At 43.4% G+C, this 22,192-nt stretch carries 21 protein-coding genes; 16 read left to right on the top strand and 5 right to left on the bottom strand.

Features of this window, described 5'->3' with window-relative positions; all coding sequences use genetic code 11:
- The first annotated feature begins 34 nt into the window (after positions 1 to 34).
- The 5 genes from IGJ44_RS12835 to IGJ44_RS12815 all read left to right on the top strand — a co-directional run bounded on the left by IGJ44_RS12835 (position 35) and on the right by IGJ44_RS12815 (position 8,231).
- Entirely contained in the window at positions 35 to 2,245 is a 2,211-nt protein-coding gene (locus tag IGJ44_RS12835) for a helix-turn-helix transcriptional regulator (protein ID WP_010749860.1), read from the top strand.
- A gap of 193 nt (positions 2,246 to 2,438) precedes the next feature.
- The gene (locus IGJ44_RS12830) at positions 2,439 to 5,111 is read left to right on the top strand and encodes a beta-galactosidase (RefSeq protein ID WP_074535497.1); all 2,673 of its coding nucleotides are present in this window, start codon (positions 2,439 to 2,441) and stop codon (positions 5,109 to 5,111) included.
- Positions 5,083 to 5,922 (top strand): sugar phosphate isomerase/epimerase family protein, encoded by an 840-nt coding sequence (locus IGJ44_RS12825; protein ID WP_074535498.1) that lies wholly within the window; start codon positions 5,083 to 5,085, stop codon positions 5,920 to 5,922. Before IGJ44_RS12830 ends, IGJ44_RS12825 begins: the two co-directional genes overlap by 29 nt.
- 285 nt (positions 5,923 to 6,207) lie before the next feature.
- Positions 6,208 to 7,191, top strand: a complete 984-nt coding sequence (locus IGJ44_RS12820; protein WP_074535499.1) for a LacI family DNA-binding transcriptional regulator — start codon at positions 6,208 to 6,210, stop codon at positions 7,189 to 7,191.
- A 272-nt stretch (positions 7,192 to 7,463) separates the two neighbouring features.
- Positions 7,464 to 8,231 carry a histidinol-phosphatase gene (locus tag IGJ44_RS12815; protein WP_074535500.1) on the top strand — a complete coding sequence of 256 codons (768 nt, stop codon included), beginning with the start codon at positions 7,464 to 7,466 and terminating at the stop codon, positions 8,229 to 8,231.
- 48 nt (positions 8,232 to 8,279) lie between these two features.
- On the opposite strand, the gene add is transcribed toward IGJ44_RS12815, so the two are convergent.
- From add to IGJ44_RS12795, 4 genes are all read right to left on the bottom strand, one after another.
- A complete protein-coding gene (add, locus tag IGJ44_RS12810; protein ID WP_074535501.1) occupies positions 8,280 to 9,296 on the bottom strand; it encodes an adenosine deaminase in 1,017 nt (338 codons plus the stop codon).
- A gap of 152 nt (positions 9,297 to 9,448) precedes the next feature.
- Positions 9,449 to 10,555, bottom strand: a complete 1,107-nt coding sequence (gene ald / locus IGJ44_RS12805; RefSeq protein WP_167826939.1) for an alanine dehydrogenase — start codon at positions 10,553 to 10,555, stop codon at positions 9,449 to 9,451.
- Positions 10,556 to 10,703: 148 nt separating this feature from the next.
- The gene (locus IGJ44_RS12800; RefSeq protein WP_167826940.1) at positions 10,704 to 11,426 is read right to left on the bottom strand and encodes a C39 family peptidase; all 723 of its coding nucleotides are present in this window, start codon (positions 11,424 to 11,426) and stop codon (positions 10,704 to 10,706) included.
- Positions 11,427 to 11,525: 99 nt separating this feature from the next.
- On the bottom strand, positions 11,526 to 13,457 hold the full coding sequence (locus IGJ44_RS12795) for an ABC-F family ATP-binding cassette domain-containing protein (protein ID WP_167826941.1): 1,932 nt from the start codon (positions 13,455 to 13,457) through the stop codon (positions 11,526 to 11,528).
- A gap of 217 nt (positions 13,458 to 13,674) precedes the next feature.
- On the opposite strand from IGJ44_RS12795, the gene IGJ44_RS12790 reads away from it, so the two are divergent.
- On the top strand, positions 13,675 to 14,349 hold the full coding sequence (locus tag IGJ44_RS12790; RefSeq protein ID WP_005228549.1) for a redox-sensing transcriptional repressor Rex: 675 nt from the start codon (positions 13,675 to 13,677) through the stop codon (positions 14,347 to 14,349).
- 93 nt (positions 14,350 to 14,442) lie between these two features.
- On the opposite strand, the gene IGJ44_RS12785 is transcribed toward IGJ44_RS12790, so the two are convergent.
- On the bottom strand, positions 14,443 to 14,805 hold the full coding sequence (locus tag IGJ44_RS12785; protein ID WP_167826942.1) for a thioredoxin family protein: 363 nt from the start codon (positions 14,803 to 14,805) through the stop codon (positions 14,443 to 14,445).
- A gap of 220 nt (positions 14,806 to 15,025) precedes the next feature.
- Here IGJ44_RS12785 and IGJ44_RS12780 point away from each other — a divergent pair, with 220 nt between their 5' ends.
- The 10 genes from IGJ44_RS12780 (at position 15,026) to IGJ44_RS12735 (ending at position 22,158) form a co-directional block, all read left to right on the top strand.
- Positions 15,026 to 15,973 carry a permease gene (locus tag IGJ44_RS12780; protein WP_016608821.1) on the top strand — a complete coding sequence of 316 codons (948 nt, stop codon included), beginning with the start codon at positions 15,026 to 15,028 and terminating at the stop codon, positions 15,971 to 15,973.
- 3 nt (positions 15,974 to 15,976) lie between these two features.
- Positions 15,977 to 16,807 carry a TIGR03943 family putative permease subunit gene (locus IGJ44_RS12775; protein WP_086297853.1) on the top strand — a complete coding sequence of 277 codons (831 nt, stop codon included), beginning with the start codon at positions 15,977 to 15,979 and terminating at the stop codon, positions 16,805 to 16,807.
- 145 nt (positions 16,808 to 16,952) lie between these two features.
- Positions 16,953 to 17,219 carry an IreB family regulatory phosphoprotein gene (locus IGJ44_RS12770; protein ID WP_005228556.1) on the top strand — a complete coding sequence of 89 codons (267 nt, stop codon included), beginning with the start codon at positions 16,953 to 16,955 and terminating at the stop codon, positions 17,217 to 17,219.
- Entirely contained in the window at positions 17,219 to 17,650 is a 432-nt protein-coding gene (gene ruvX / locus IGJ44_RS12765; protein WP_005234242.1) for a Holliday junction resolvase RuvX, read from the top strand. Before IGJ44_RS12770 ends, ruvX begins: the two co-directional genes overlap by 1 nt.
- A 22-nt stretch (positions 17,651 to 17,672) precedes the next feature.
- Positions 17,673 to 17,990: a DUF1292 domain-containing protein gene (locus IGJ44_RS12760; RefSeq protein ID WP_005228559.1), complete on the top strand. Its 318-nt coding sequence runs from the start codon at positions 17,673 to 17,675 to the stop codon at positions 17,988 to 17,990.
- A gap of 104 nt (positions 17,991 to 18,094) precedes the next feature.
- Positions 18,095 to 18,511 (top strand): NUDIX hydrolase, encoded by a 417-nt coding sequence (locus tag IGJ44_RS12755; protein WP_086337969.1) that lies wholly within the window; start codon positions 18,095 to 18,097, stop codon positions 18,509 to 18,511.
- 151 nt (positions 18,512 to 18,662) lie between these two features.
- Complete coding sequence (locus tag IGJ44_RS12750; protein ID WP_010749842.1) at positions 18,663 to 19,766, top strand: alpha-hydroxy-acid oxidizing protein; 1,104 nt, start codon at positions 18,663 to 18,665, stop codon at positions 19,764 to 19,766.
- 177 nt (positions 19,767 to 19,943) lie between these two features.
- Positions 19,944 to 20,570 carry a glycosyltransferase family 32 protein gene (locus IGJ44_RS12745; protein ID WP_010749841.1) on the top strand — a complete coding sequence of 209 codons (627 nt, stop codon included), beginning with the start codon at positions 19,944 to 19,946 and terminating at the stop codon, positions 20,568 to 20,570.
- Between the two features lie 113 nt (positions 20,571 to 20,683).
- Positions 20,684 to 21,193, top strand: a complete 510-nt coding sequence (locus IGJ44_RS12740) for a GNAT family N-acetyltransferase (RefSeq protein ID WP_015510214.1) — start codon at positions 20,684 to 20,686, stop codon at positions 21,191 to 21,193.
- Positions 21,194 to 21,315: 122 nt separating this feature from the next.
- The gene (locus IGJ44_RS12735) at positions 21,316 to 22,158 is read left to right on the top strand and encodes a DUF368 domain-containing protein (RefSeq protein WP_060793123.1); all 843 of its coding nucleotides are present in this window, start codon (positions 21,316 to 21,318) and stop codon (positions 22,156 to 22,158) included.
- Positions 22,159 to 22,192: the final 34 nt, after the last annotated feature.

The following is a 22,192-nucleotide window of genomic DNA, read 5'->3' as shown; positions in this document are numbered from 1 at the left end:
TGTTACATAAAATCTATTACAAGGGTGTTTGGGAATGAAGTACTTTAAAACAGGCGGTTTTCATCGAAAACTGCAGCTAGCCAGTCTATGGATCGTCGTGCCGCTATTAGCCGTTGCAATCTTTTTGCATGCCTATTTGATCGGACCATTACAACGATCGTATCAAGAACTAAACAATCGCCAAGTCGAAGGAATCGTTAGTAACATCAACCAACAGTTCTCGCAGCTGGAAGTGACTTTAAGCGTTTGGGGGCAATCGTTTCAAAGGCGCTACCAAGAAGATTTATTGGAAACGACGAATTATCAGACGTTGATCCAGCTGTCGGAAGAATTGTTTTACTTAACCAATAGCTCCAATTATGTCAATCGAATCGGTATTTATTCGCTCGGAGAGGCGCCCTTTGGGATTGAAAGTGGCGGCACGTATGAATTAACGCTCGAGCAAACCAAAACAGCATTTGAACGCTATCGGATCGATAATGGTAGGCAGTATCAGTGGAAGATCATTGAAGAAGAGGATGAATTGATTTTTGTACAAAACATTGATAGCCAAGGTGAAGATCAGCCTAAAATTTTTTTAGTTGCAACGATCGACGAGCAATCATTGTTAAAGTATTTTTATGATACTCAAATTGAAAATGGTCTCGCAGCGATTTCCTTTAATCATGAGAGTTTTCGTTTTATTGGCGATCAGAACTTAGCGAATGTTATCCAACCGCTGAGTGAGGAGCATCAAGGAACCTGGGTCGAATCGATCAATGGCAATGATTATAGCATGATCGCCGTAAACAGTACGCGACTCAACCAAATATGGACATTTTATACCGTCGTTCCCTTAGCATTGATTACCGAGCCAGTCACTCATTTGGCTAGAGTGCTGATCGTCGTAAGTATTCTTTTTATTGCTTGTGTGGCAGTCATGAGTCTCTTTTTGGCAAAAAAACAATACCAACCTTTTGAAAAAACGATGGATCAGCTCTTTGGTAATACCCAATGGAAAAAAGAAAACGATCTGGAGTTTTTGGTGGACCGTTGGCAACAATTAAGTCGGGAAAAAGGATTGCTACAAAATCAGGCGGAACGCTTTCAAGATTCGCTGAAGCGGCAAGTGATCCAACATTTGATGGAAGGGTATTATGGCTATTTGTCAGAGGAAGAATCGCAACAATTACTGCAGCAAAAAAACTGGCGCTTAAGTGACCAAGGGTATCGCCTGTTTTATTTCCAACTCAATGATCTATTAAGCAATCAAGCAAATTCACAAGATGAAACCCACATTTTGTTTGCGCTAGAAAACATTATAACGGATGTCACAGCCATGTTTTTCCCAGAATCAACCATCGTTTCGTCAAATGAAGGGCGGATTTTGGTTTTTGTGGTCAATCAAGAGCAGCAACTGACAGATTACTTCACGATGGTCACCAAGCAAATCAATTTGATCGTCTGTCGTTATGTCACCATCGTTAGTTCGCAACAAGAAACTGAGATTCGCAAGTTGCCTGAAGTTGCCCAACGTCTCAAAAAGCAAATCCATCTGCAACGGTTGATTCCCGAAAATCAAGTGCTTCAAGGAGAGAAAATGCGTCCGCTGCCGAAGTATTCTCTTTCGCAAGAAAACTTGATTTTAACAGCGCTGAAAAGTGGCTATCATGAAGAATTGCAACGAAGTGTCCAGCGGTTTTTGGAACAGGTCGTGGCAGAAAACAATCAACAGGCTGCGGTGATCTATGTGGTCAATCGACTGTATGATCAAGTCGATTACCTTTTAAATGAAAATGGTGTCTCACGAACGGATTATGTATCGAAAACGGTTGTGTTAGAGCGAATCGAACGACTTTTAGACATCAATCAGATCCAAGCCTTTTTGTACCATCATTTCTTAAAGCCCGTCTCCATCCTCTGGCAAGAAAATGTCGCTAATTCTTATAGTGAAATGATCCAAAAAGTAGCGGAGTACATCCAATCTGATTTTCGCAATGAACAAATTTCGTTAGAATATGTTGCGGATCGTTTCGAAGTAGACCCAATCTTTTTGAGTAAGGAGTTCAAGCGTGCCAAGCAGGTCAACTTTATTGATTATTTAACCAACGTTCGCATCGTAGAAGCAAAACGGCAGCTGCTCGAAACCGATCACCAAATCAATGAAATCGCAGAAAACCTTGGGTATAATCCCAGTTACTTCAATCGTTTATTTAAAAAGTGCACGGGAATGACCCCAGGACAATATCGAAAAGGTCAGAGCTGATCACTGTTGGTTGCTGCGGAAAAGCTCGTATTTTCGCAGCTTTTGCTCTGATTTTTCTATGTTTTCGTCAGCCAATGTTTTGTATAATAGAAAAGAAAGCGATTTCTAATACAGCTTAAGTTCAGCAAGAAAACCAGCAGACTTGTCAAAGCTGTTGGAAATCGGATAGTAAATAGATGGAGGAAGAAAAGAAATGAAAATCGTTCTAGGCGGAGATTCAACCATGGCGGATTATCCCCTTGATCAACAGCCAATGATGGGCTGGGGACAAGCCTTACCAAGCTATCTATCCCCAGAAGTAAACGTACACAATTTTGCAAAAAACGGCAGTACGACTCGTTCGTTTATCGAAGAAGGGTTGTTTGAGCAACTCCTGCAAGAAGTCGAACCGAATACAGTCGTCCTACTGCAATTTGGACATAATGACCAAAAAGAGAAAAATCATGTCACGATGGAGGCGTACATTGCTCATTTGACAGACATGATCCGTCAAATCAAAGAAAAAGCAGGAATCCCGATCCTGTGTACACCTGTTGAACGGCGGGTAGGAGAAGAGGGACGATTGGCGCATACGTTGTCAGCATTTTTACCTGTCTTAAGAGAACTTAGTCGAACGGAAGAAGTAGTTTTGTTTGATTTAAATCGCTATACCTATCATTATTATGACACATTAGGACTAGAAGCTTCCAAGGCACTCTTTGTTTGGTTAGCACCGAATGAGCACCCCAATTATCCTGCAGGTCTCGCAGATGATACCCACTTTTCAAAGCTCGGGGCGCATATGATCGCTCGCTATGTAGCGATTCGTCTACAGGCGTTTTTCCATGAGCAACCACTGTTTCCTGATATTTATTACGGCGCCTGCATGTATCCAGAAGTCTGGTCGGAAGAAATCATGCAAAGTGATAGTCACACGATGAAAACGTTGGGCATGAATTTTGCTAGAATTGGGGAATTCATGTGGCGCGACTTGGAGCCTCAACCTGGAGAATATGATTTTTCGTTGTTGGAACGTGCGCTAGAACAGTACCAAGCAAATGGCATCGATGTTTGCTTATGTATTCCAACGCCGACCCCACCCCGCTGGTTTACAAAACAGTACTCAGAAGCATTGGTCACTAACCAAGATGGAACGAAGATGCATCACGGCTCAAGACAGCATGTCTGTACAAACAACGAGGACTTTCGCCGTTATGCCTATCGTTTGACGAGAAAAATCGCTGAGATTGCCGAAAAACATGAAAATGTCGTTATGTTGCAATTGGACAATGAGTTTAAATGTCATGTCGATCTATGTTACTGTACGACGTGCCAAACGCGTTGGCATACGTATTTAAAAGACAGCTATCAATCCGTGACTAACCTCAATGAGTGTTGGGGAACGAAGGTGTGGAGTGAGTGGTATGACGCATTTGAGGATGTCGTCTTGCCGCTAACGACCCCATTTTTGCATAATTCTTCCTTGATGAATGCCTTTCGCCGTTTTACCACCGATACGTTGAATGAGTTTGCGCATGATCTTTGTCATTTTATCCGAATGGAGACCGCGTTACCCATTACCCATAACTCCGCTTTTGGGTTTAACTTGCAAAATGATGAGCTATTTGCTGATTTAGATATTGCTGGTTTTGATACGTATGCACCGGCAGACAACTATCCAGCGTATACGATGAACTTGGATCGTTGGCGGAATGTCAAACCGCGCAACAAGGAAATGTTATTGTTAGAAACTTGTACTGCCAATGCAGGTCATATTGAAAATTATGCGGCACCTCGTCCTCATGGGTTTGTCACAAGTGAAGCGTTCATTGGCTATGCTGGTAATTTGAAATCCTTCTGCTTTTGGCATTTTCGTGGACATCGCTATGGTGTGGAGCAACCCCATAGTGCCGTGTTAACTGCTTGGGGAGAGCCAGATCGTGGGTATGAAGAGGTAGTTCGGATTGGCGAACTAAGACAACAGATCGCACCACTTTTAGCGGAAACGAAGTATGTATCGGCAAAAATAGCCATTATCTACTCGGATTACTCGAAACGTTTTTACACGATCGATCATGGGGGTGTTTATGATTATCGCAGCCTGTTTACCGAATTTTACGGCAGTCTGATTCGGCAAGGAATTCGTGTAGAAATCATTCAAGAAAATAGTCCGTTAGAAGAGTATGATGTTGTTCTTGCCCCATTTGTTCGTTGGATCAGTCCTACCTTGTTGAAAAAATTTGCCGCCTTTACTGAAGCAGGAGGCAAGCTGATTTTAGGCCCGATGACGGGGGATCGGACAAAAGAGCTGGCGTGGCCAGCGACGAATGGCTTAGATCGTTTAGGAGAATGGCTCGGGTTTGACCAAATCCAGCAGTTTACGGTGAAAGGACTGACTTATCAGCTAACCTATGACGGCCTAAAAGAACCTTTGGATCATTTGGTCACAGTTTTTCACTGCCCAGAAGATTGGGAAACGATCGGACGAGGGAATGACCAAACGCTACTAGCTAAGAAACAACTGGCTCAAGGAGAGATCATCTATTTAGGTGCGCTACCTAGCAATTTACCAGACAGTTTGATATGGCAGTCGTTTTGTCGCAAAGAACTTTTCCCTTATGAATCAGAGCGCCAGTTGATCAAATGTTCGGAAGGTGTGATGAAGTATCGCCGAGAGTCAGCGACCCATGTCCAACTCTGGATCAGTAACTTAGGGATGACGACAGCTGACTTTACCTTACATCTCCCCGGTTTCGAACGCTTATCAGGTGAAGCGCTGGCGCGGGGTAACCATAGGCTAGAACCTTATGAAAATTTGATTATTGAATGGGAAAAAATAGTAGAAAGCGAGGAGTCAGATGATTCATTTAGCCATCCGAGGGCATGACCTCTCAGGAGAATATACACCAAAGCAGTTAGCACAAGCGGTAGGTGCAAAGAAAATAAAAAACGTTCAGTTTGCCTTGAATGCGTCTTTTCCAGATCTAAGTGCTCCTGAAAAGATGAGTCCAGGTATGGGGACCTTCTTCAAGAATGAATTCCAAGAACAAGGCGTTCAAATCGCTTTGTTAAGTTGTTATAGTAACTTGATTCATCCCGAACCAGAGGAACGAGAAAAAATCTTACAGAAATTTGAGCGCTATTTATTCCATGCCCGTTATTTTGGTGCCAGCATGGTGGCTTCAGAAACAGGCTCAGTCATTGCCGCACTGGGATATAGTGAAGAGAATTTTTCAGATGAGGTTTTTGAAGACTTGATCCATGTGATCCAGCGACTCGTTCGAGTGGGAGAAAAATATCAAATCATGGTAGGGATCGAAGCCGGACTGAATCATCCGCTGTATTCGAATCAGCGCATCGCCGAGCTGATTGAACGTGTTCCTTCTGATTATTTAGGGATCATTTACGATCCAACGAATTTGATCACCGCAAAAACGGCTGCTGATCAAGTCGCATTGGAAGAAGAAGCATTTACTCTTTTCGGAGAGAAAATCGTCTGCTTGCACCTAAAGGATTTTGAACTCTCGGGAGAAGAGGTGATCCCTGTCCCATTAGGCGAAGGACAAATACGGTATTCAGAAATTTTACAGCTTCTGATCAAACACAAGCCATACTGTTACGTGGTGCTAGAAGAAACAAAAGACGCTGGGATCGATCGTGCGGTGGCGTTGATTGAAGGCTTAGATTTAAAAAATTAGCTGGGGGTTTGTGTAGATGATTGTGTAAGAGAACACGGGAGTAGTTTTCTTGTTTTCTTAAAAAACGCTGGCATTGAATGCAAATTTTATCTAGCATAGAAAAGTTGTTTATGATGAGATTTCATCTAAACAACTTTTTTATTTTCATAAAAATAAAAAATATGATGTAAAATTTGTTATTATAGAATAAAAAGAAGTATTTTAGATTGTTGCATTCGGATAATGGATCAAATGGAAAAGGATTTAATATTTACGAGACATGTAAAAGAGCGAAAGGAGGAACCAATGGCAAACATGCAAGACGTGGCAAAACTTGCCAATGTATCTGTGACCACCGTCTCACGAGTGATCAATAACAGAAAATATGTCAATGAAGAAACAAAGCAGATTGTGCTAGAAGCAATTCAAGCACTTGATTATGTACCAAATGAATTAGCACGGTCCTTTTATTACAATTCCTCAAAGATGATAGGCTTGCTGATCTATGATTTGAAAAATGATTTTTATAATCAATTTATTACCCGAATCGAGTCGCAACTGATTGAGAAAGGCTATAGTTTGATGATTGGTACCACACAAGGGAATCCTGAAAGAGAAACCTATTTTTTGAACTTGTTTCTCGCAAATAATATTGATGGGGTAATTTTATGTACCAACCTTTGTACGCAAGGTCCGTTGTTGCAAAAGGTTCTCAAATTACCTCTAGTGAGTGTGGGTAGAGTCCTTAGCGATGAAGTATCCTCCGTTTCTGCGGATAATACCTCAGGTGGACAGTTGGCAGCACAGATCTTAAGCCAAAATTGTTGTCGCGAGATCCTCTTCATTAATGGACCAAAGACATTACATTCCGTTCAAGAAAAATCAGCTGGTTTTTATCAAGTGATGGACCAATACCCAGAGATCCATGTTCACGAGGTCATACTCGATTTTGTAAATGTCACGCAAACATCCTTTGATCAACTTTTTCGTCAATGGCCTTCTATCGATGGCATTTTTGCGGCAAGCGATTTTTTTGCAGCCTGCGCTTTACGTTCCCTTCATTCACTGGATAAAAAGATTGGTGAAGCGATTCAGGTTATTGGTTATGAAAACACCAATGTTTGTCTTTGTACTAGCCCTTTGCTTTCGTCCATCGCACGACCTTTAGAGGAGATGGTGGATTGGACGACCCAGCTACTTTTTCAAGAGGTACAAGGAGACAAAACCGCACCAAGACACGTCCTCTTGAAAAATTCATTTGTCCCAAGAGAAACGACTCAATGGAAGTGATGGAAAAAGAAGCAACCGATTGCAGTTTTCTTTTGATTGTCTTGGGATAGCCGCAATTCTATAATGAAATGGACTGGAATAAATCCAGAATGAGGAAGTTGCTAAGTGATAGGTGTTGATAGCTAGTACTATTTTTCGAAAAAATGGTTCCGCTTACAAAGGATTCTGTAAAATAGCGAACGGCTTGAAGGATAGCGCCTCAAGAAGAGTGTACCTAAAATGCGATCACAAAAACAAATTAACCTAAATGTAATAAGAAGGAGTGAATAACCATGTGGAAAGCAAACTATCATACCCACACAACTCGATGCAAACATGCACGGGATTCTGATGAAGACTATGTGATCAAAGCCATCCAAGCTGGCTTTAAGGAAATTGGCTTCGCTGATCATTGTCCCTGGCCCTTTGAGGATGGGTATGTCTCCCCCATGCGGATGGATGTTGCGCAATTGGAAGATTACGTTTCATCGGTGAAAAGCTTAAGGGAAAAATACCAAGGACAAATCGATGTGAAATTAGGATTAGAGTGTGAATATTTTGAAACAATGATCCCTTGGCTAGTTGCAGAGAAAGAAAGGCTGTCGATCGACTATTTGATTTTTGGCAATCACTTTCCTGAAATCGAAAGCAATCACTATTACGACCATACACCCGGGGATTCGGTAAAAGCGATCAAAGATTATCTCCGTGTTTCTTTACAGGGAATTGAATCAGAAATTTTTGCTTATATGGCACACCCAGATGTGTTCATGCGGGGCTATAAAACCTTCGATTCTCATTGTGAAGAAGTTGCCTACCGCTTATGTGAAAAAGCCAAAGAGTATCAGCTGCCGTTGGAGTATAATTTGGCAGGCTATACGAACGGTGGCTATCCGCATCCTGAATTTTGGAAGATCGCCAAGGAAGTCGGCTGCTCTTGTATTATTGGGATCGATGCCCACGAGAGTGCGGCTTTAACGAATACAGAAATTTACGAAAGAGCTCTTTTAGAAATCGATGCTTTGGGGTTAACACGGATCGATCGGCTCTTCTTTGCGTGAAGGAAAGAAAACATGGACGCCAGTGGGGATCACTAGCGTCCATGTTTATTAGAATTGCCATTCTTGAATTTTTTTCAAGAGTACCGCTTTGTCGGCAGCTTCAGCAAAGGAATGCTGAGCGGCAGTTTCGTTTAAGAAGCGCATCTCTGATTCGGTCATGTCGCAATGATGAGCCATTTGTAGGTATTCATTGGTCAATGTCGTGTTTGAGACCGTTCGGTTATCGGTGTTCAAACAAAAAGGGATCTTGGCCTCCAGCCATTCTCTTAATGGGTATGCCGAGTATGTGGGAATCGCACGCGTATGAACATTGCTGGTAGGACAGCCTTCGATACAGCGATTTTGTTCTCGAACAAATGCTTGAGCAGTAGGATCTCCTTTTAAGGCGATGCCGTGGCCAATCCGCTGCGCACCGCTTTCGATGGCTTGATAAATGTTTTGCACACAGCCACATTCGCCTGCATGTAAGGTCAGCTGGACACTTTGGTTCTTGAGGAACACTTGATAGCTGGCAGCTAAATCAGGGACGTACCCATCTTCTTCTGGACCTGCCAGATCAATGCCGACTACTTTTTCATCGGTAAGAGCGATCGCTTCATCAAAAATCGCCGTAATAGCTGGTAGGTCTTCTTGACGCATCCCAATGACCAAAACATTGCCTTTGATTGGGTAGCGTTCTTCTGCTCGTGCGATGCCTTCGATCACGGCTTGGATGGTCTGGCTGCAAGTAAGTCCTTTGTCCATCGATAAGCTGGGAGCAAAGCGGATCTCAATATAAGCGACCCCATCTTGAGCAGCTTGTTCCATCACGTCATAGGCGGCGGCAGCTAACGCTTCTTGTGTTTGCAGATACGGCCGAACGAAATCAAAACAGCTAAGGTAATCCCTCAGGTCATGGCAATCCTTGGGGGCTTGCATCTGTGCTTTCACAGCTTCTATGTCTTGCTCGATCGGTAGTTCTTGCTGATTGGCGATGGCTATCAATGTTTCTGGACGAATGGAACCGTCGAGGTGGCAGTGAAGTTCTACTTTAGGAAATGCTTGGATTTGTTGTTGAGTAAGCACAGTGTTCCTCCTGTCTAGGTCGAATTTTTTTTAAGTATGAATATAGCATACTTCCAAAGCCCATGCTACCCAAAAAAGGAAATTCTCATAGAAAGCAAAACAGCAGCCGCGAATTACTTGTGCGGCTGCTGTTTTTATTGTGGGAGAGTGGCTCAAATCAATTCCGATAGATCGGTAAAAGGCAATGACAGATCGTGAGCGGCTTCTTTTGAAGTAAATGCGCCCTCATAGGCGATGACCCCTTTGGCAAGTGCCTGATTATCTCGCAACGCTGCTAAAGGATCGTTCGCTAGCTGCTGGGCATACGGTAAGGTGGCAATGCTCAATGCGATGGTTGCCGTTTGCGGCACAGCACCTGGCATATTCGCCACTGCATAGTGAATAACTTCTTCCCGGATATAGGTTGGCTCGTCGTGGGTGGTGACTTTGTCTTCGGTCTCAAAAATTCCGCCTTGGTCAATGGCAATATCGACGATCACGGATTTTTCAGGCATCTGTTTCACCATTTCGCGGGTCACTAAGCACGGGGCTTTTTGTCCTGGCAATAAGACCGCTCCTACCACCAAGTCTGCGGATTGGATCGTTCGTTCGATATTCAAGCGATTGGAATACAAGGTTTGAACTTGACCAGAAAATTGTCGATCCAGCTCTTGTAAGCGTGGGATCGAAACGTCTAAAATCGTCACTTGTGCGCCTAGACCTACGGCGACTCTCGCGGCATTCTCACCGGCAACGCCACCACCAATGATCGTTACCCGACCTTGACGGACGCCGGGAACACCTGAAAGTAGGATCCCTTTTCCGCCATATATTTTTTCGAGAAATTGTGCGCCGATTTGAACAGACATTCTTCCAGCGATCTCACTCATAGGCGATAGCAGAGGCAGGGTGCCGTTCGCCAGCTGGACGTTTTCATAAGCAACAGCGATCACTTTGCTGTCGATCAATGCTTGAGCAAGCTGTTGATTGGCGGCTACGTGGAAATAGGTGAATAAAACCAGTCCCTCATGCAAAAAGGGGTATTCTTCTGGTAAAGGTTCTTTGACTTTCATAACCAATTCAGAGGCCCAAACCTCTTCAGCGGTAGCAATCGTAGCGCCGACTTCCTGATACGCTTGATCAGAAAAGGTTGATCCTGCACCAGCGCCTTGTTCAACGAAGACTTCGTGTCCGTCTTGGACTAACTCATAGACTCCCGAGGGCGGCAATGCCACACGATTTTCATTGTTCTTGATTTCTTTTGGGATACCGATTTTCATAGACTTCACACCTTTCTTTCTTCCATTATAATAGAAAGCGGATTCCTAAGGGGAGAAAGAATGGTTTTTTTATTAAAAAAGTAAGATCCAGTTGCTGCCTACGCCACGACAAAGAAAAAAGCCCCGAACGGGGACTTTTTTTGATCAATCAGCTGAAGGTCCAAAAGCGTAAGCTTTGATCAGCGATTTCATCTAGTGTGTAATAGATAGCGTAATGGGATTTTTGCGGGTCATCATTGGGATCTAAGACAAACACTTGATCGTCCATCATTCCACCTAAGACCATAATATGGCCGCCATCTGTAAATTCCCCTGGAGTCACAGAAACGATGACGGGATGATTTTGTTGCAAGTAAGCTTCAACACTGGCTAGATCTGTGCCAAGATCATAGTAGTTGTAGCCGTTTGCATCGGCAAAGTCAGAAAAAATCCGCCAGTCCGTTCCTTGGCCGTCAACGTAATAATGATCTCCTGCCCAATCAAGGACTTCTAGTGGCGAAATGGGATAGCCTTCAAGATAGGATTGAACCATCGCAAGAGAAGCGATCGCACAGCCGTTTTCTGCTAAGGTTTGGCTGCCGTCATTGCCATAGGATCTATCGGCCCATTCTTCGTTCGTCTGCAAGAAAATCGGTGTCGTGATGTCCATTTCCCATAAATAAGCATTGATGTCATCACTAAAAATAGCTTGAGAGTAAATATATTCGTCGTCATAACTCTCATCATAGGCAACGGCGGTAGACACGTGTTCGGACAACTCTCCGTACAACACGTGATGAGAGATTCGATTGAACCCTATCCAAATCAACACCAATCCTGCTAAAACAATCATTGGCCGACGCTTTCGATAAACATCTGTCTGTTTTTGCATTTTTCCCTCCTTGTTTTACGAATCTTACGTATTCATCCTGTTCTTTAAGTAAAACAAAGGAGGGGGCGCTTGTCATCGGCCTACAGACCGATTCCACGATCAACTTTCAAATGCCTCTAGTTCTAAGCTAGTATTTTCCCATGCTTCTAATAGGGCTTCTTGTTCAGTGCGGGCTTGTTCTAACGCTTGATTCAACGCGGTCAATTTTACATGATCATTCAACGCTTCTGGTGCGGTCATGTCTTGTTCCAGTTGCTGGATCGTTTCTTCTATCGTGGCAAGCTCTTCTTCGATTTGGGTGACTTTTCGCTGTAAGGTTCTAACGGCTTTTTGCTGTTCCTTGCTTTGGACAAAGGTTTGCTTGCCCGCTGAGAGGGTGGTTTCGGTTGTTTTTGCTTCCAACATTGCTGCGATCTCAGCTTCTTCTTGTTTCTTTTCTAAATAATAATCGTAATCGCCGAGATAGAGCTTGCTGCCGTTTTCAGACAGTTCCACGACCTTGGTGGCGATTCGATTGATAAAGTAGCGGTCATGAGATACGAAGAACAAAGTGCCTTCATAATCGATCAGCGCATTTTCTAAGACTTCTTTGCTGTCGATGTCTAAATGGTTGGTTGGCTCATCCAAAATCAAGAAATTGTCATGGTCCATGGCTAATTTTGCCAAAGCGACACGGGCTTTTTCGCCACCGCTTAATAGCGTGATCGGCTTTTCAACATCTTCTCCAGAAAATAAGAAGCTGCCTAATATATTGCGAATCTCGACTTCAGGTGTGGTGCTGTGGTCATCCCAAAGCTCATGGAGGATCGTTTTGGTTGAATGCAGATCGGATTGAGTTTGGTCATAGTACCCGATTGAGACATTGGCGCCAAAATGCACCTTTCCTTGAATAAAGGGGATTTTATGAATCAACGATTTCAGTAAGGTTGATTTGCCGATCCCATTCGGTCCCACTAAAGCGATCGCATCTTTGCGCCGAACATCTAAGTCGATGGGCGCCGATAAAACTTCTTCTTCAGAATAACCGATAGCGGCATTTTCTACTTGCATTACAACATTTCCTGAAGGCTTTTCAATAGAAAAAAGGAAGTGGGCGGATTTTTCATCTCCTTGCGGGCGATCCAGCCGATCCATTTTCTCTAATTGCTTACGGCGACTTTGCGCGCGTTTGGTGGTAGACGCACGGACAAGGTTGCGGGCAACAAAGTCTTCCAGTTTATTGATTTCTTCTTGCTGCTTTTCAAAGGCTTTCCATTCACTTTGCAGCTGCTCCGCTTTCAGGGTCAAATAGCGGCTGTAATTGCCTTTGTAGTGGCGCATTTTTTGACGACTCAGTTCGTAGACTTCGTTGACGACTTTGTCTAGGAAGTAACGGTCATGGGAAACGATCAGCAACGCACCGGCATATCCTTGTAGATAGTTTTCCAACCAAGATAACGTTTCGATGTCTAAATGGTTGGTCGGTTCATCGAGGATCAAGATATCAGGTTTTTGCAGTAGCATTTTTGCTAATGCCAAGCGGGTTTTTTGACCACCAGAAAGGGTATTGATGGCTTGCGTGTAAAAAGAAGGATCAAACTGAAAACCGTGCAAGACGGAGCGAATTTCATTTTCATAGCCATAGCCGTTTTTTTCTGCAAATTCATGTTGCAATTGGTCGTATTCTTTCAGGAGATTGCCAGAGTCAGCAGCAGGATCTGCTTCGGAGATGGCGATCTCTAAGGTACGCATGCGCTGCTCCATCTGCCGAACCGTTGCAAAAGCTCCTAGCATTTCTTCCCATACGGTGGCCTGACTATCAAGTCCGGTATCTTGAGCTAAGTAGCCCATCGTAGCGGTCTTGTTTTTAGCGATCGTTCCTTTATCAGGACTTTCGAGTCCAGCAATAATTTTCAGTAGCGTTGATTTACCAGCACCGTTGCGCCCAACAAGCGCGATTCGGGAATTGCTGGCAATCTCTAATTGGATATTTTCAAATAAAACCTCGGCTCCGAAAAGACGGGCGATTTGGTTGGCTTGAAATAAAATCATGTGTATGTCATTCCTATCTTTAAGAAACTTGTCTGTATCAAGGTTACAATACTACAAGTCTATCATATTTTAGGGGAAACGGCGATTGGGAAAAAGTTTGATTTTACCATTATAAAATTTATATTTCAAATTATGAGCATTCAAATTGATTTTTGAACAATGTATTTGTTATGATAGCTTCATCACAAGTGAATTTTTCACAATGGGGGAGTATTCTTTGAAAGATCATCAAATTCCAAAGGCAACAGCGAAGCGATTGCCTTTATATTATCGTTACTTGCGTATTTTGCACCAAGCTGGCAAATTAAAAGTTTCTTCGACCGAACTAAGTGAAGCTGTTCAAGTTGATAGTGCGACGATCCGCCGCGACTTTTCCTACTTTGGTGAATTAGGAAAACGCGGCTATGGCTATGACGTTGAAAGCTTGATGCAGTTCTTTGCGAAAACATTGAACGAAGACCACATGACGAATGTAGCTTTAGTCGGTGTCGGAAACTTGGGGAGCGCCTTGTTGAAATACAAATTTCACCAAAGCAACAGCATTCGGATCAGTGCTGCATTTGATGTCAACGAAGATCTAGTTGGTCGAATCGTAGATGGTGTGCCGGTCTATCCAATGGATGACATGAAGGAACAAGTGAAGATCCAGCAGATCGATGTGGCTATTTTGACGGTTCCCGCACAACATTCACAAGATTTAGTGAACGAGCTTGTGAAAGCTGGCATTAAAGGAATCTTGAACTTTACACCTGCACGGATCACTGCACCAAAAGGCGTGCTGATTCAAAACGTTGACTTAACCAATGAATTGCAAACATTGATTTATTTCTTGCATTCAGGCAACGTCTTGTCCCATGAAGAACCAGTAGAAGAACCATCACTAAGCGAATAATCGCATCACATAAATAGGAACCAACAAAACAGCTGCCAGATCGTAGTATATACAACGATCTGACAGCTGTTTTTTGCTTTTTCACCATTGATCTTACTCGTCTAACTGGTCAAAAAGTGATTCGTAGGAATCTTGCTCTTCAACGCTTGTGAGTGCTTCTTGATATCGCAAGATTTGTTGAGTCAAACGTGTGAAATCGATGATGCGGGCTTCACGATACACTTCTTTCCCATTCGCGAACAAGAGGACGACGGGAACCGTCAAGACCGAAAATAAACTGGCTGCTTCTGGCTCTGCCAGCGTGTTGATGGTAAATAGGGGGAGTAGCTGGGTTTGTGCCAGTTTTTGGATGCGTGGTTTGTCCGCAACACAAATACTGCAATTCGGTTGAGAGAGATAGAGTAGTGCCAACGGTTGTTGGGCGAGCTGCTCTTGGATCGGTTGATTTTTTTGCATAAGTCATTCCTCCATGGAAAATGTACGCTGTTCTTGAGGAAAAGTCAAAATATCTGCTAGCAGCTGATCGCTTAGGTGAGTAAGAAGGATTCAAAGATAAGGGAAATCTAAAGCAACGATTAAAAAAATAGGCTGCTTTAAAAAAAACGTTGTATAAAAAAAGGAAAAAACGTATAGTAATTCCAGCGTTTCGAATTTATTGATAAAGAAGGTTAAAGTTATGTTTCAGGCATTACCGAATTCTGTCCTGCAAATGAGTGTTATTTTTTTATCTATCGTCATTGAAGCCTTGCCGTTTGTCCTATTGGGCTGCTTGATCTCAGGTGCCTTACAAGTCTTCTTGACGCCAGAAAGAGTCACGAGACTCTTACCAAAAAACAAATTGGCATCGATCACAGTTGGTTGTGGTCTGGGGGTCTTTTTTCCTTCCTGCGAATGTGGGATCGTACCGATCGTTAATCAGTTCGTAAAAAAAGAGGTGCCAGTGTATACGGCGTTTGCCTTTATGCTGACTGCACCGATCATCAATCCTATCGTGATTTTTTCTACATTCATTGCCTTTGGAAATTCCGCGAAGTTCGCCTTTTTGCGTGTACTGGGCAGCTTATTGGTCGCAATGGTCGTGGGGATCTGGCTGGCGTATTTTAACAAACAAGAGATCTTAAAAACACGGCTTGCCAATCAATTAAGTGGCGGGAATGAGCAGGCAGCTCACCCACACCATCAGGGGCATGATCACGCCCACCATCAAACGGAAAAGAGCAGTCATCCGCTCCTTCGGCAGATTCGTCATTTGCTGCAGCATAGTTTGGATGAGTTTTTCGATACTGGGCGTTATTTGATCATTGGTGCGTTGATCGCCTCAGCGATGCAGACCTATCTGCCAACTGGCTTGATGCTGACATTAGGCTCCACGAAGCTGTTAGCGGTCTTCGTCATGCTGCTGTTAGCATTAACGTTATCCCTATGTTCCGAAGCAGATGCCTTTATCGGCTCTTCGTTGTTGAGTTTATTCGGCACTGGACCAGTCGTCGGTTTCCTGGTTTTTGGTCCAATGGTAGATATTAAAAACCTGTTGATGATGAAGCGGTACTTTTCGGGGCGTTTTATCGCTTCTTTAGTTGGTTTAGTCGCAATCGTCGTTTCAATTTATGCATGGGTGGTGTAAAGAATGGTTCGTTTTTTGATCTTATCAGGCTATTTTGAATTGATGATGTATTTGCAAGTGACGGGTAAACTCAATCAGTTTATCAACATTCATTATCGCTATCTCGCTATTTTATCCATGATCATTTCTTTATTATTGGCTTTGGTCCAGCTGTATTTTTGGGTCAAACAAGAGCCCGAGCATCATCATGACGATGAGCACCAGCATGGATTAGAGAAAAAACACCAACGAGTGATTGCGTATTTTCTATTAGCCTTACCGATCATCGTGGGTCTCTTTTTCCCCACCGTTAGCTTGGATACGACGATCGTTGAAGCAAAAGGGTTTAATTTCCCCCTAAGTGAAGAATCTGTGGGGGATCCAGAAATGACGACCCAATATCTGAAACCCGATACAAGTCTTTATTTTAACAAAGAAGATTATGACACTCAGATGGATGCAGCATTGGCACGTTACGCCAAAGATGAGACGATTGCGATAACGGAAGAAAATTACTTGGAAGTCATGGAGTTGATCTATACGTACCCGAGCGAATTTATTGGCAAGAAAATCACCTATGATGGATTTGTGTACCATGCAGATCAAGATGATGCCAATGAAATCTTTTTGTTTCGTTTTGGCATTATCCATTGTGTGGCTGATTCAGGCGTTTTTGGCTTGCGAGTGGAATTACCACAACAAACAACGGCAGAAAATAACCAGTGGCTCCACGTGGAAGGGACGATCCAATCGAAGTACTATCAACCCTTCAAACGGGACTTGCCGATGGTGGTAGCAGACCAAGAGAAGACGATTGAAGCACCAGAAAACCAGTATGTCTATCGCGCTTTCTAGCTTTTTTTAAGAAAGTTCATAAAAACATCATAAACCTTTGTTATAATGGAGAAAATCTAAGCATATGTTTGTAGTTTTATCAAACGTTTAGTACAATATAGTAGGAACATATGCTAAAATCTATACAAAAGAGAGGTGTCGTGAAATGGGTTTTACAGATGAAACAGTTCGCTTTGATTTTGATGATAGCCGTAAAAAAGAAGTCAGCGAAACATTAGCTATCGTCTACCGAGCATTAGAGGAAAAAGGATACAATCCGATCAATCAAATCGTCGGTTATCTCCTTTCTGGCGACCCGGCTTACATTCCTCGTTATCGGGATGCCCGGAATTTGATTCGTCGTCACGAACGGGATGAGATCATGGAAGTTCTGATCCGTTATTATTTAGGCAATCACGGGATCAACCTATAATGAGAATCATGGGATTGGATGTTGGTTCGCGGACAGTCGGCGTGGCGGTCAGTGACCCAATGGGCTGGACAGCACAAGGGATCGAGATCATTCGCATCAATGAAGATGAAGGCAATTTCGGTTATGATCGACTTGCTGAATTGGTGAAAGAATATGAAGTCTCACGTTTTGTGGTAGGACTACCTAAAAATATGAATAATACGATCGGACCTAGAGCGGAAGCTTCTATGGCTTACGGCGCAGCGATCGAACAGCAATTCGGTTTGCCGGTCGTTTACCAAGACGAACGTCTGACGACCGTTCAAGCAGAACGAATGCTGGTAGAACAGGCGAATACATCGCGTGCCAAACGAAAAAAAGTGATTGATAAATTAGCAGCAGTCATGATTTTGCAGAATTATTTAGATGGTGCTGGGAAACAGCTGTTTTAATTTACAGAAAAGAGGAAAATAAATGTCAGAACATACACACGATCATAACCACGATCACGATCATGAAGGACATGAACACATTACTTTAATCGATGATCAAGGAAATGAAACTTTATACGAAATTCTATTAACGGTTGACGGTACGGAAGAATTCGGCCGCAACTACGTCTTGCTTTATCCAGCAGGCGTACCAGAAGAAGAAGACGTTGAATTACAAGCGTACGCTTATATTGAAAACGAAGACGGTTCTGAAGGTGAATTAGAACAGATCGAAACAGAAGCAGAATGGGATATGATTGAAGAAGTCTTCAACACATTCATGGCGGAAGAAGAAGAGTAATAAGTTGCAAGTGCTGACCCTTTCCATAAGGGATCAGCACTTTTTTTGATTTAACGACTGTTTATTTTAGAAGCATGTCTGCTTTTTTGAAAGGAATGAGAAAAATGAGTAACGTAACGATATTCGAGCTTGAAAAGATCGCAGAAGAGCAGCTAGTTTTTGCCGTGATCATCAGCAAGTACCAAGAAAAGTTCGTCTATGTCAAACACAAAGAACGAGACACCTTGGAGATCCCTGGAGGCAAGCGAGAACTAGGAGAAAGCATCACAGAGTGTGCTGCCCGTGAATTAAAAGAAGAAACAGGCGCCAAGCACTTTACCCTAGAACCGTTATTTATCTATGGTGTAGAAAAAAACGGGGAGACCGATTACGGCTTGGTGTTTGAAGCCCAGATCACGGACTTGCAGGATGAATTGACCTCAGAAATCGAAGCAATCTATGTAATGGCAGAGCCGCCTGCCAACTGGACATATCCAACGATTCAGCCGTTGTTGTTGGCAGAATATTTCTCACGAACATAAAAATAATTCAGCCCACTCAAATGGAGGGCTGTCTTGAGTGGGAAAGTAAAAGCAGCGTGTTGAGTAGGAGTGAGCGAATGAGTTGCGTGATCCTGCAATCAGGGGTAGGATGAAAATGTAAACGTTATCTTATTGGAGAGTAGGGAAAGGCATGGAAAAAATTTATCAAGCAAGTACCGCAGAAGGAGCAATCGATTTTATCAATATGCGCGATTTGGAGATCGCGGCAGAGGAAGTGATTCCTAAAGGTGGGTATGGCTATATCAGCAGTGGTGCGGGGGATATTTTTACCTATCAAGAAAATGAACGCGCCTTCAATCACAAATTGATCATTCCTCATGTCTTAAAGGACATTGAATTACCGGACACAACGTTGTCCTTTGGCGGTGATACGTTGTCAGCGCCAATCATTATGGCGCCTGTTGCCGCCCACGGCTTAGCAAATGTTGCGGCAGAACAAGCGTCAGCCAAAGGGGTTTCACGTTTTGGCACGATCTATACGGCGAGTTCGTATGCCTCTTGTACGTTGGAAGAAATCCGAGCAGCTGGTGGCCAAGAAGCGCCGCAGTGGTTCCAATTTTATATGAGTAAAGACGATGGCATCAATAAAGACATCTTGGCGATGGCAAAACGCAATGGCGCCAAAGCGATCGTTTTGACCGCAGATGCAACTGTGGGGGGCAATCGAGAAACGGATCGCCGCAATGGCTTCACCTTTCCGTTGGCAATGCCGATCGTTCAGGCCTATCAATCAGGGATCGGACAAACGATGGATGCCGTTTACGGCTCCTCAAAACAAAAATTAAGTCCCCAGGATGTCGCTTTTATCGCCAAAGAATCTGACTTGCCAGTTTATGTCAAAGGGGTGCAATCAGAAGAAGATGTGGAACGAGCTTTAGGGGCAGGTGCACAAGGGATTTGGGTCTCAAATCACGGGGGACGCCAATTGGATGGTGGTCCAGCTTCCTTTGATTCCTTACAGATCGTGGCTGAAGCAGTGGCAGGTCGGGCGCCGATCGTCTTTGATAGCGGGGTACGGCGAGGACAGCATGTCTTTAAAGCGATTGCTTGCGGAGCAGATCTAGTGGCGATCGGCCGCCCAGTGATCTATGGGTTGGCTCTAGGTGGTGCTACCGGTGTTCAACAAGTCTTTGATTTCTTCAAAAAAGAATTGGAGATGGTCATGCAGCTTGCGGGGACGCAAACGGTGGCAGATATTAAAAAAGCCGTTTTACGGGACAATCGCTATTTATAAGTAATCCCTCAAAAAGGCGCTAGAATCGCTGATTCTGGTGCTTTTTTTAATGGATTTTTCTGATCATGCCCAGGAGCAGGAGCAACTGCTTTCGCTGAAAAAAGTGTATATGATTTTGAAACAATTGCAAAATCAGCTACACTTAAAAGAGACCAATAAACTAAAGGAGAGAGATTGATGATTCCAAAAATTATTCATTATTGCTGGTTTGGCGGCAATCCATTAGGTGAACAAGAAAAGAAATACATGGATACCTGGAAAAAATATTGTCCGGATTATGAGATCAAACGTTGGGATGAATCAACGATCGACCTTTCAAAATTCGGTCCTTATCTAAAAGAGGCCTATGACCAAGAAGAATGGGCCTTTGTGTCAGATGTGGTTCGTTTGTATGCGTTAGTGACAGAAGGCGGTATTTATATGGATACCGATATCGAGGTGGTCAAACCTTTAGATGAGCTCTTGACACTGGAGGCATTTATGGGCTTTGAGATCGAAACCAAGATTTCTACTGGGATCATTGGAGCGGTGCCGCATCATCCCTTTATGGAAGAATGGTACCACGATTACGATGACCGAAAATTTGTCCGGGCAGAAAAAACGGAAGATGTCGTCACCAATGTGATCCGAGTGACGGAACTGTTGCAAAACCACGGATTAGAATTGAATAATCAACGACAAACCGTTAAGGGTGTAGAAATCTTCCCGCAAATGACGTTTTCACCAAAAAGCTATATCACTGGTGAGGTCGAGGAAGATCCGAGTACGATGGTGATCCATCAGTTTTCTGGCTCTTGGTTATAAAAGAGTAAGTCTATGAAAGGACGGACAGTGGGGAAAGCTGTCTGTCCTTTTTGCTTTTGCAAGGGATGATGGAGATGTGATAGAATAGCTTGAAAAAATGAGGAGGCGTTTTGATGGCTATCAAACGATGTACTTTGGCAGATTTAGAAGAATTGGGAGAAATCAGCGTATCCACCTATTACGATACATTTGCTCCTTTCAATACGGAGGAAAATACTCGTATCTATCTAGAAGAAGCCTACAATCTGCCGAAACTGACCCGAGAGTTAGAAAATCCGCAATCGGCGTTTTATTTTTTACAAGAAAATGATCAAACCGTAGGATATATCAAACTTAACTGGGGTGAGGCGCAAACGGAAGCGATTGCCCCAGAGGGGTTGGAAATTGAACGAATCTATATCAAAAAAGAACATAAGCGCAGAGGCTATGGCAAAACACTGCTGCTGTTTGCCCAAGAGACCGCCAAAGAGCTGCAGAAAAAGTCGATCTGGTTAGGCGTTTGGGAATTTAACGACAATGCGTTGGCTTTTTATCATACGATGGGCTTTGAAAGAGTTGGCAGTCACTCCTTTTTTATGGGGGATGATGAGCAGACGGATTTCTTGATGCTGAAAGAACTTTGAAATCTGTCTTTGTATGAGGAATTAGAAATTACTTTCCATTTTTTTGGCAATCAAGTATAGTTAAAGGGATTGATGAAAAAAGAACGATTGGTGAAAACCATCGCTAAGGAGAGCAATTGTAAATGGAAAAACAGAGAAACGAAAGTATTTTGTCACGTTTTCTTAAAGGCGTGGTGATTGCCTTGGGCTTTATCTTGCCTGGTGTTTCAGGTGGCGTATTGGCAGCCATCTTAGGCATTTATGAGCGGATGCTGCGCTTTATGGCACATCTGACGAAGAATTTTAAAGAGAATCTCCTCTTTTTCCTGCCAGTAGGGATCGGGGGAATCGTAGGGATCGGGCTTTTATCAAAGCCATTAGAGTGGCTGCTGCAAAACTATCAAATCATCGTTTTGTGGGGCTTTGCGGGGGCAATTATTGGGACGTTACCAGCACTTGCTAAAGAATCGACCTTGAAAAGCAAACGGACAACCGGTGATTTGATTTGGTTCTTCGGCAGTATGGTCATCGGCTTCTTGTTCCTCTATTTTATGGGCGATATCTTAGGAACGATCCCTGCCAATTTCATAGGTTTTGTGATCGCCGGCGGTCTGATCGCGTTAGGTGTTTTGGTTCCCGGCTTGAGTCCTTCAAACCTTTTGCTCGTTTTGGGACTTTATGATCCGATGTTGAAAGGCTTTAAGAGCTTTGACATCATGGGTGTCTTTCTACCGATCGCCATTGGCGGCTTGGCAGTGATGCTGCTGTTTTCGAAATTGATGGAGTGGCTATTGACCCATTATCATTCAAAAGTCTATCACTTCATTTTAGGGATCGTTATTGCCTCAACGATATTGATCGTGATTCCTCCGGTGGCAAACTATAGCGGCTTTACTTGGGTAACGGCCGTCATCGGAATTATCTTGTTTGTCTTGGGGGCTTGGTTAGGTCTTTGGATGAGCAAGCTGGAAGAAAAATACAAGTAAATCAAAACGGCACATCGTTTGGCGATGTGCCGTT

The sequence above is a fragment of the Enterococcus sp. DIV1368d genome, from assembly GCF_050542975.1.
Lineage (GTDB): Bacteria > Bacillota > Bacilli > Lactobacillales > Enterococcaceae > Enterococcus_D > Enterococcus_D casseliflavus.
Note: the sequence above shows the minus strand (reverse complement) of the source record. Positions and strands in the feature narration are given on the sequence as shown.

What these genes read in the sequence shown, in the direction of transcription:
- IGJ44_RS12750 (WP_010749842.1), top strand. Translation starts at nt 18,663, where the DNA reads ATGGAAAAAATTTATCAAGCAAGTACCGCAGAAGGAGCAATCGATTTT.
- IGJ44_RS12735 (WP_060793123.1), top strand. Translation starts at nt 21,316, where the DNA reads ATGGAAAAACAGAGAAACGAAAGTATTTTGTCACGTTTTCTTAAAGGC.
- IGJ44_RS12785 (WP_167826942.1), bottom strand. Translation starts at nt 14,805, where the DNA reads ATGCAAAAAAATCAACCGATCCAAGAGCAGCTCGCCCAACAACCGTTG.
- IGJ44_RS12770 (WP_005228556.1), top strand. Translation starts at nt 16,953, where the DNA reads ATGGGTTTTACAGATGAAACAGTTCGCTTTGATTTTGATGATAGCCGT.
- IGJ44_RS12835 (WP_010749860.1), top strand. Translation starts at nt 35, where the DNA reads ATGAAGTACTTTAAAACAGGCGGTTTTCATCGAAAACTGCAGCTAGCC.
- ruvX (WP_005234242.1), top strand. Translation starts at nt 17,219, where the DNA reads ATGAGAATCATGGGATTGGATGTTGGTTCGCGGACAGTCGGCGTGGCG.
- IGJ44_RS12755 (WP_086337969.1), top strand. Translation starts at nt 18,095, where the DNA reads ATGAGTAACGTAACGATATTCGAGCTTGAAAAGATCGCAGAAGAGCAG.
- IGJ44_RS12795 (WP_167826941.1), bottom strand. Translation starts at nt 13,457, where the DNA reads ATGATTTTATTTCAAGCCAACCAAATCGCCCGTCTTTTCGGAGCCGAG.
- ald (WP_167826939.1), bottom strand. Translation starts at nt 10,555, where the DNA reads ATGAAAATCGGTATCCCAAAAGAAATCAAGAACAATGAAAATCGTGTG.
- IGJ44_RS12780 (WP_016608821.1), top strand. Translation starts at nt 15,026, where the DNA reads ATGTTTCAGGCATTACCGAATTCTGTCCTGCAAATGAGTGTTATTTTT.
- IGJ44_RS12800 (WP_167826940.1), bottom strand. Translation starts at nt 11,426, where the DNA reads ATGCAAAAACAGACAGATGTTTATCGAAAGCGTCGGCCAATGATTGTT.
- IGJ44_RS12740 (WP_015510214.1), top strand. Translation starts at nt 20,684, where the DNA reads ATGGCTATCAAACGATGTACTTTGGCAGATTTAGAAGAATTGGGAGAA.
- IGJ44_RS12775 (WP_086297853.1), top strand. Translation starts at nt 15,977, where the DNA reads ATGGTTCGTTTTTTGATCTTATCAGGCTATTTTGAATTGATGATGTAT.
- IGJ44_RS12825 (WP_074535498.1), top strand. Translation starts at nt 5,083, where the DNA reads ATGATTCATTTAGCCATCCGAGGGCATGACCTCTCAGGAGAATATACA.
- IGJ44_RS12830 (WP_074535497.1), top strand. Translation starts at nt 2,439, where the DNA reads ATGAAAATCGTTCTAGGCGGAGATTCAACCATGGCGGATTATCCCCTT.
- IGJ44_RS12815 (WP_074535500.1), top strand. Translation starts at nt 7,464, where the DNA reads ATGTGGAAAGCAAACTATCATACCCACACAACTCGATGCAAACATGCA.
- IGJ44_RS12820 (WP_074535499.1), top strand. Translation starts at nt 6,208, where the DNA reads ATGGCAAACATGCAAGACGTGGCAAAACTTGCCAATGTATCTGTGACC.
- IGJ44_RS12760 (WP_005228559.1), top strand. Translation starts at nt 17,673, where the DNA reads ATGTCAGAACATACACACGATCATAACCACGATCACGATCATGAAGGA.
- IGJ44_RS12745 (WP_010749841.1), top strand. Translation starts at nt 19,944, where the DNA reads ATGATTCCAAAAATTATTCATTATTGCTGGTTTGGCGGCAATCCATTA.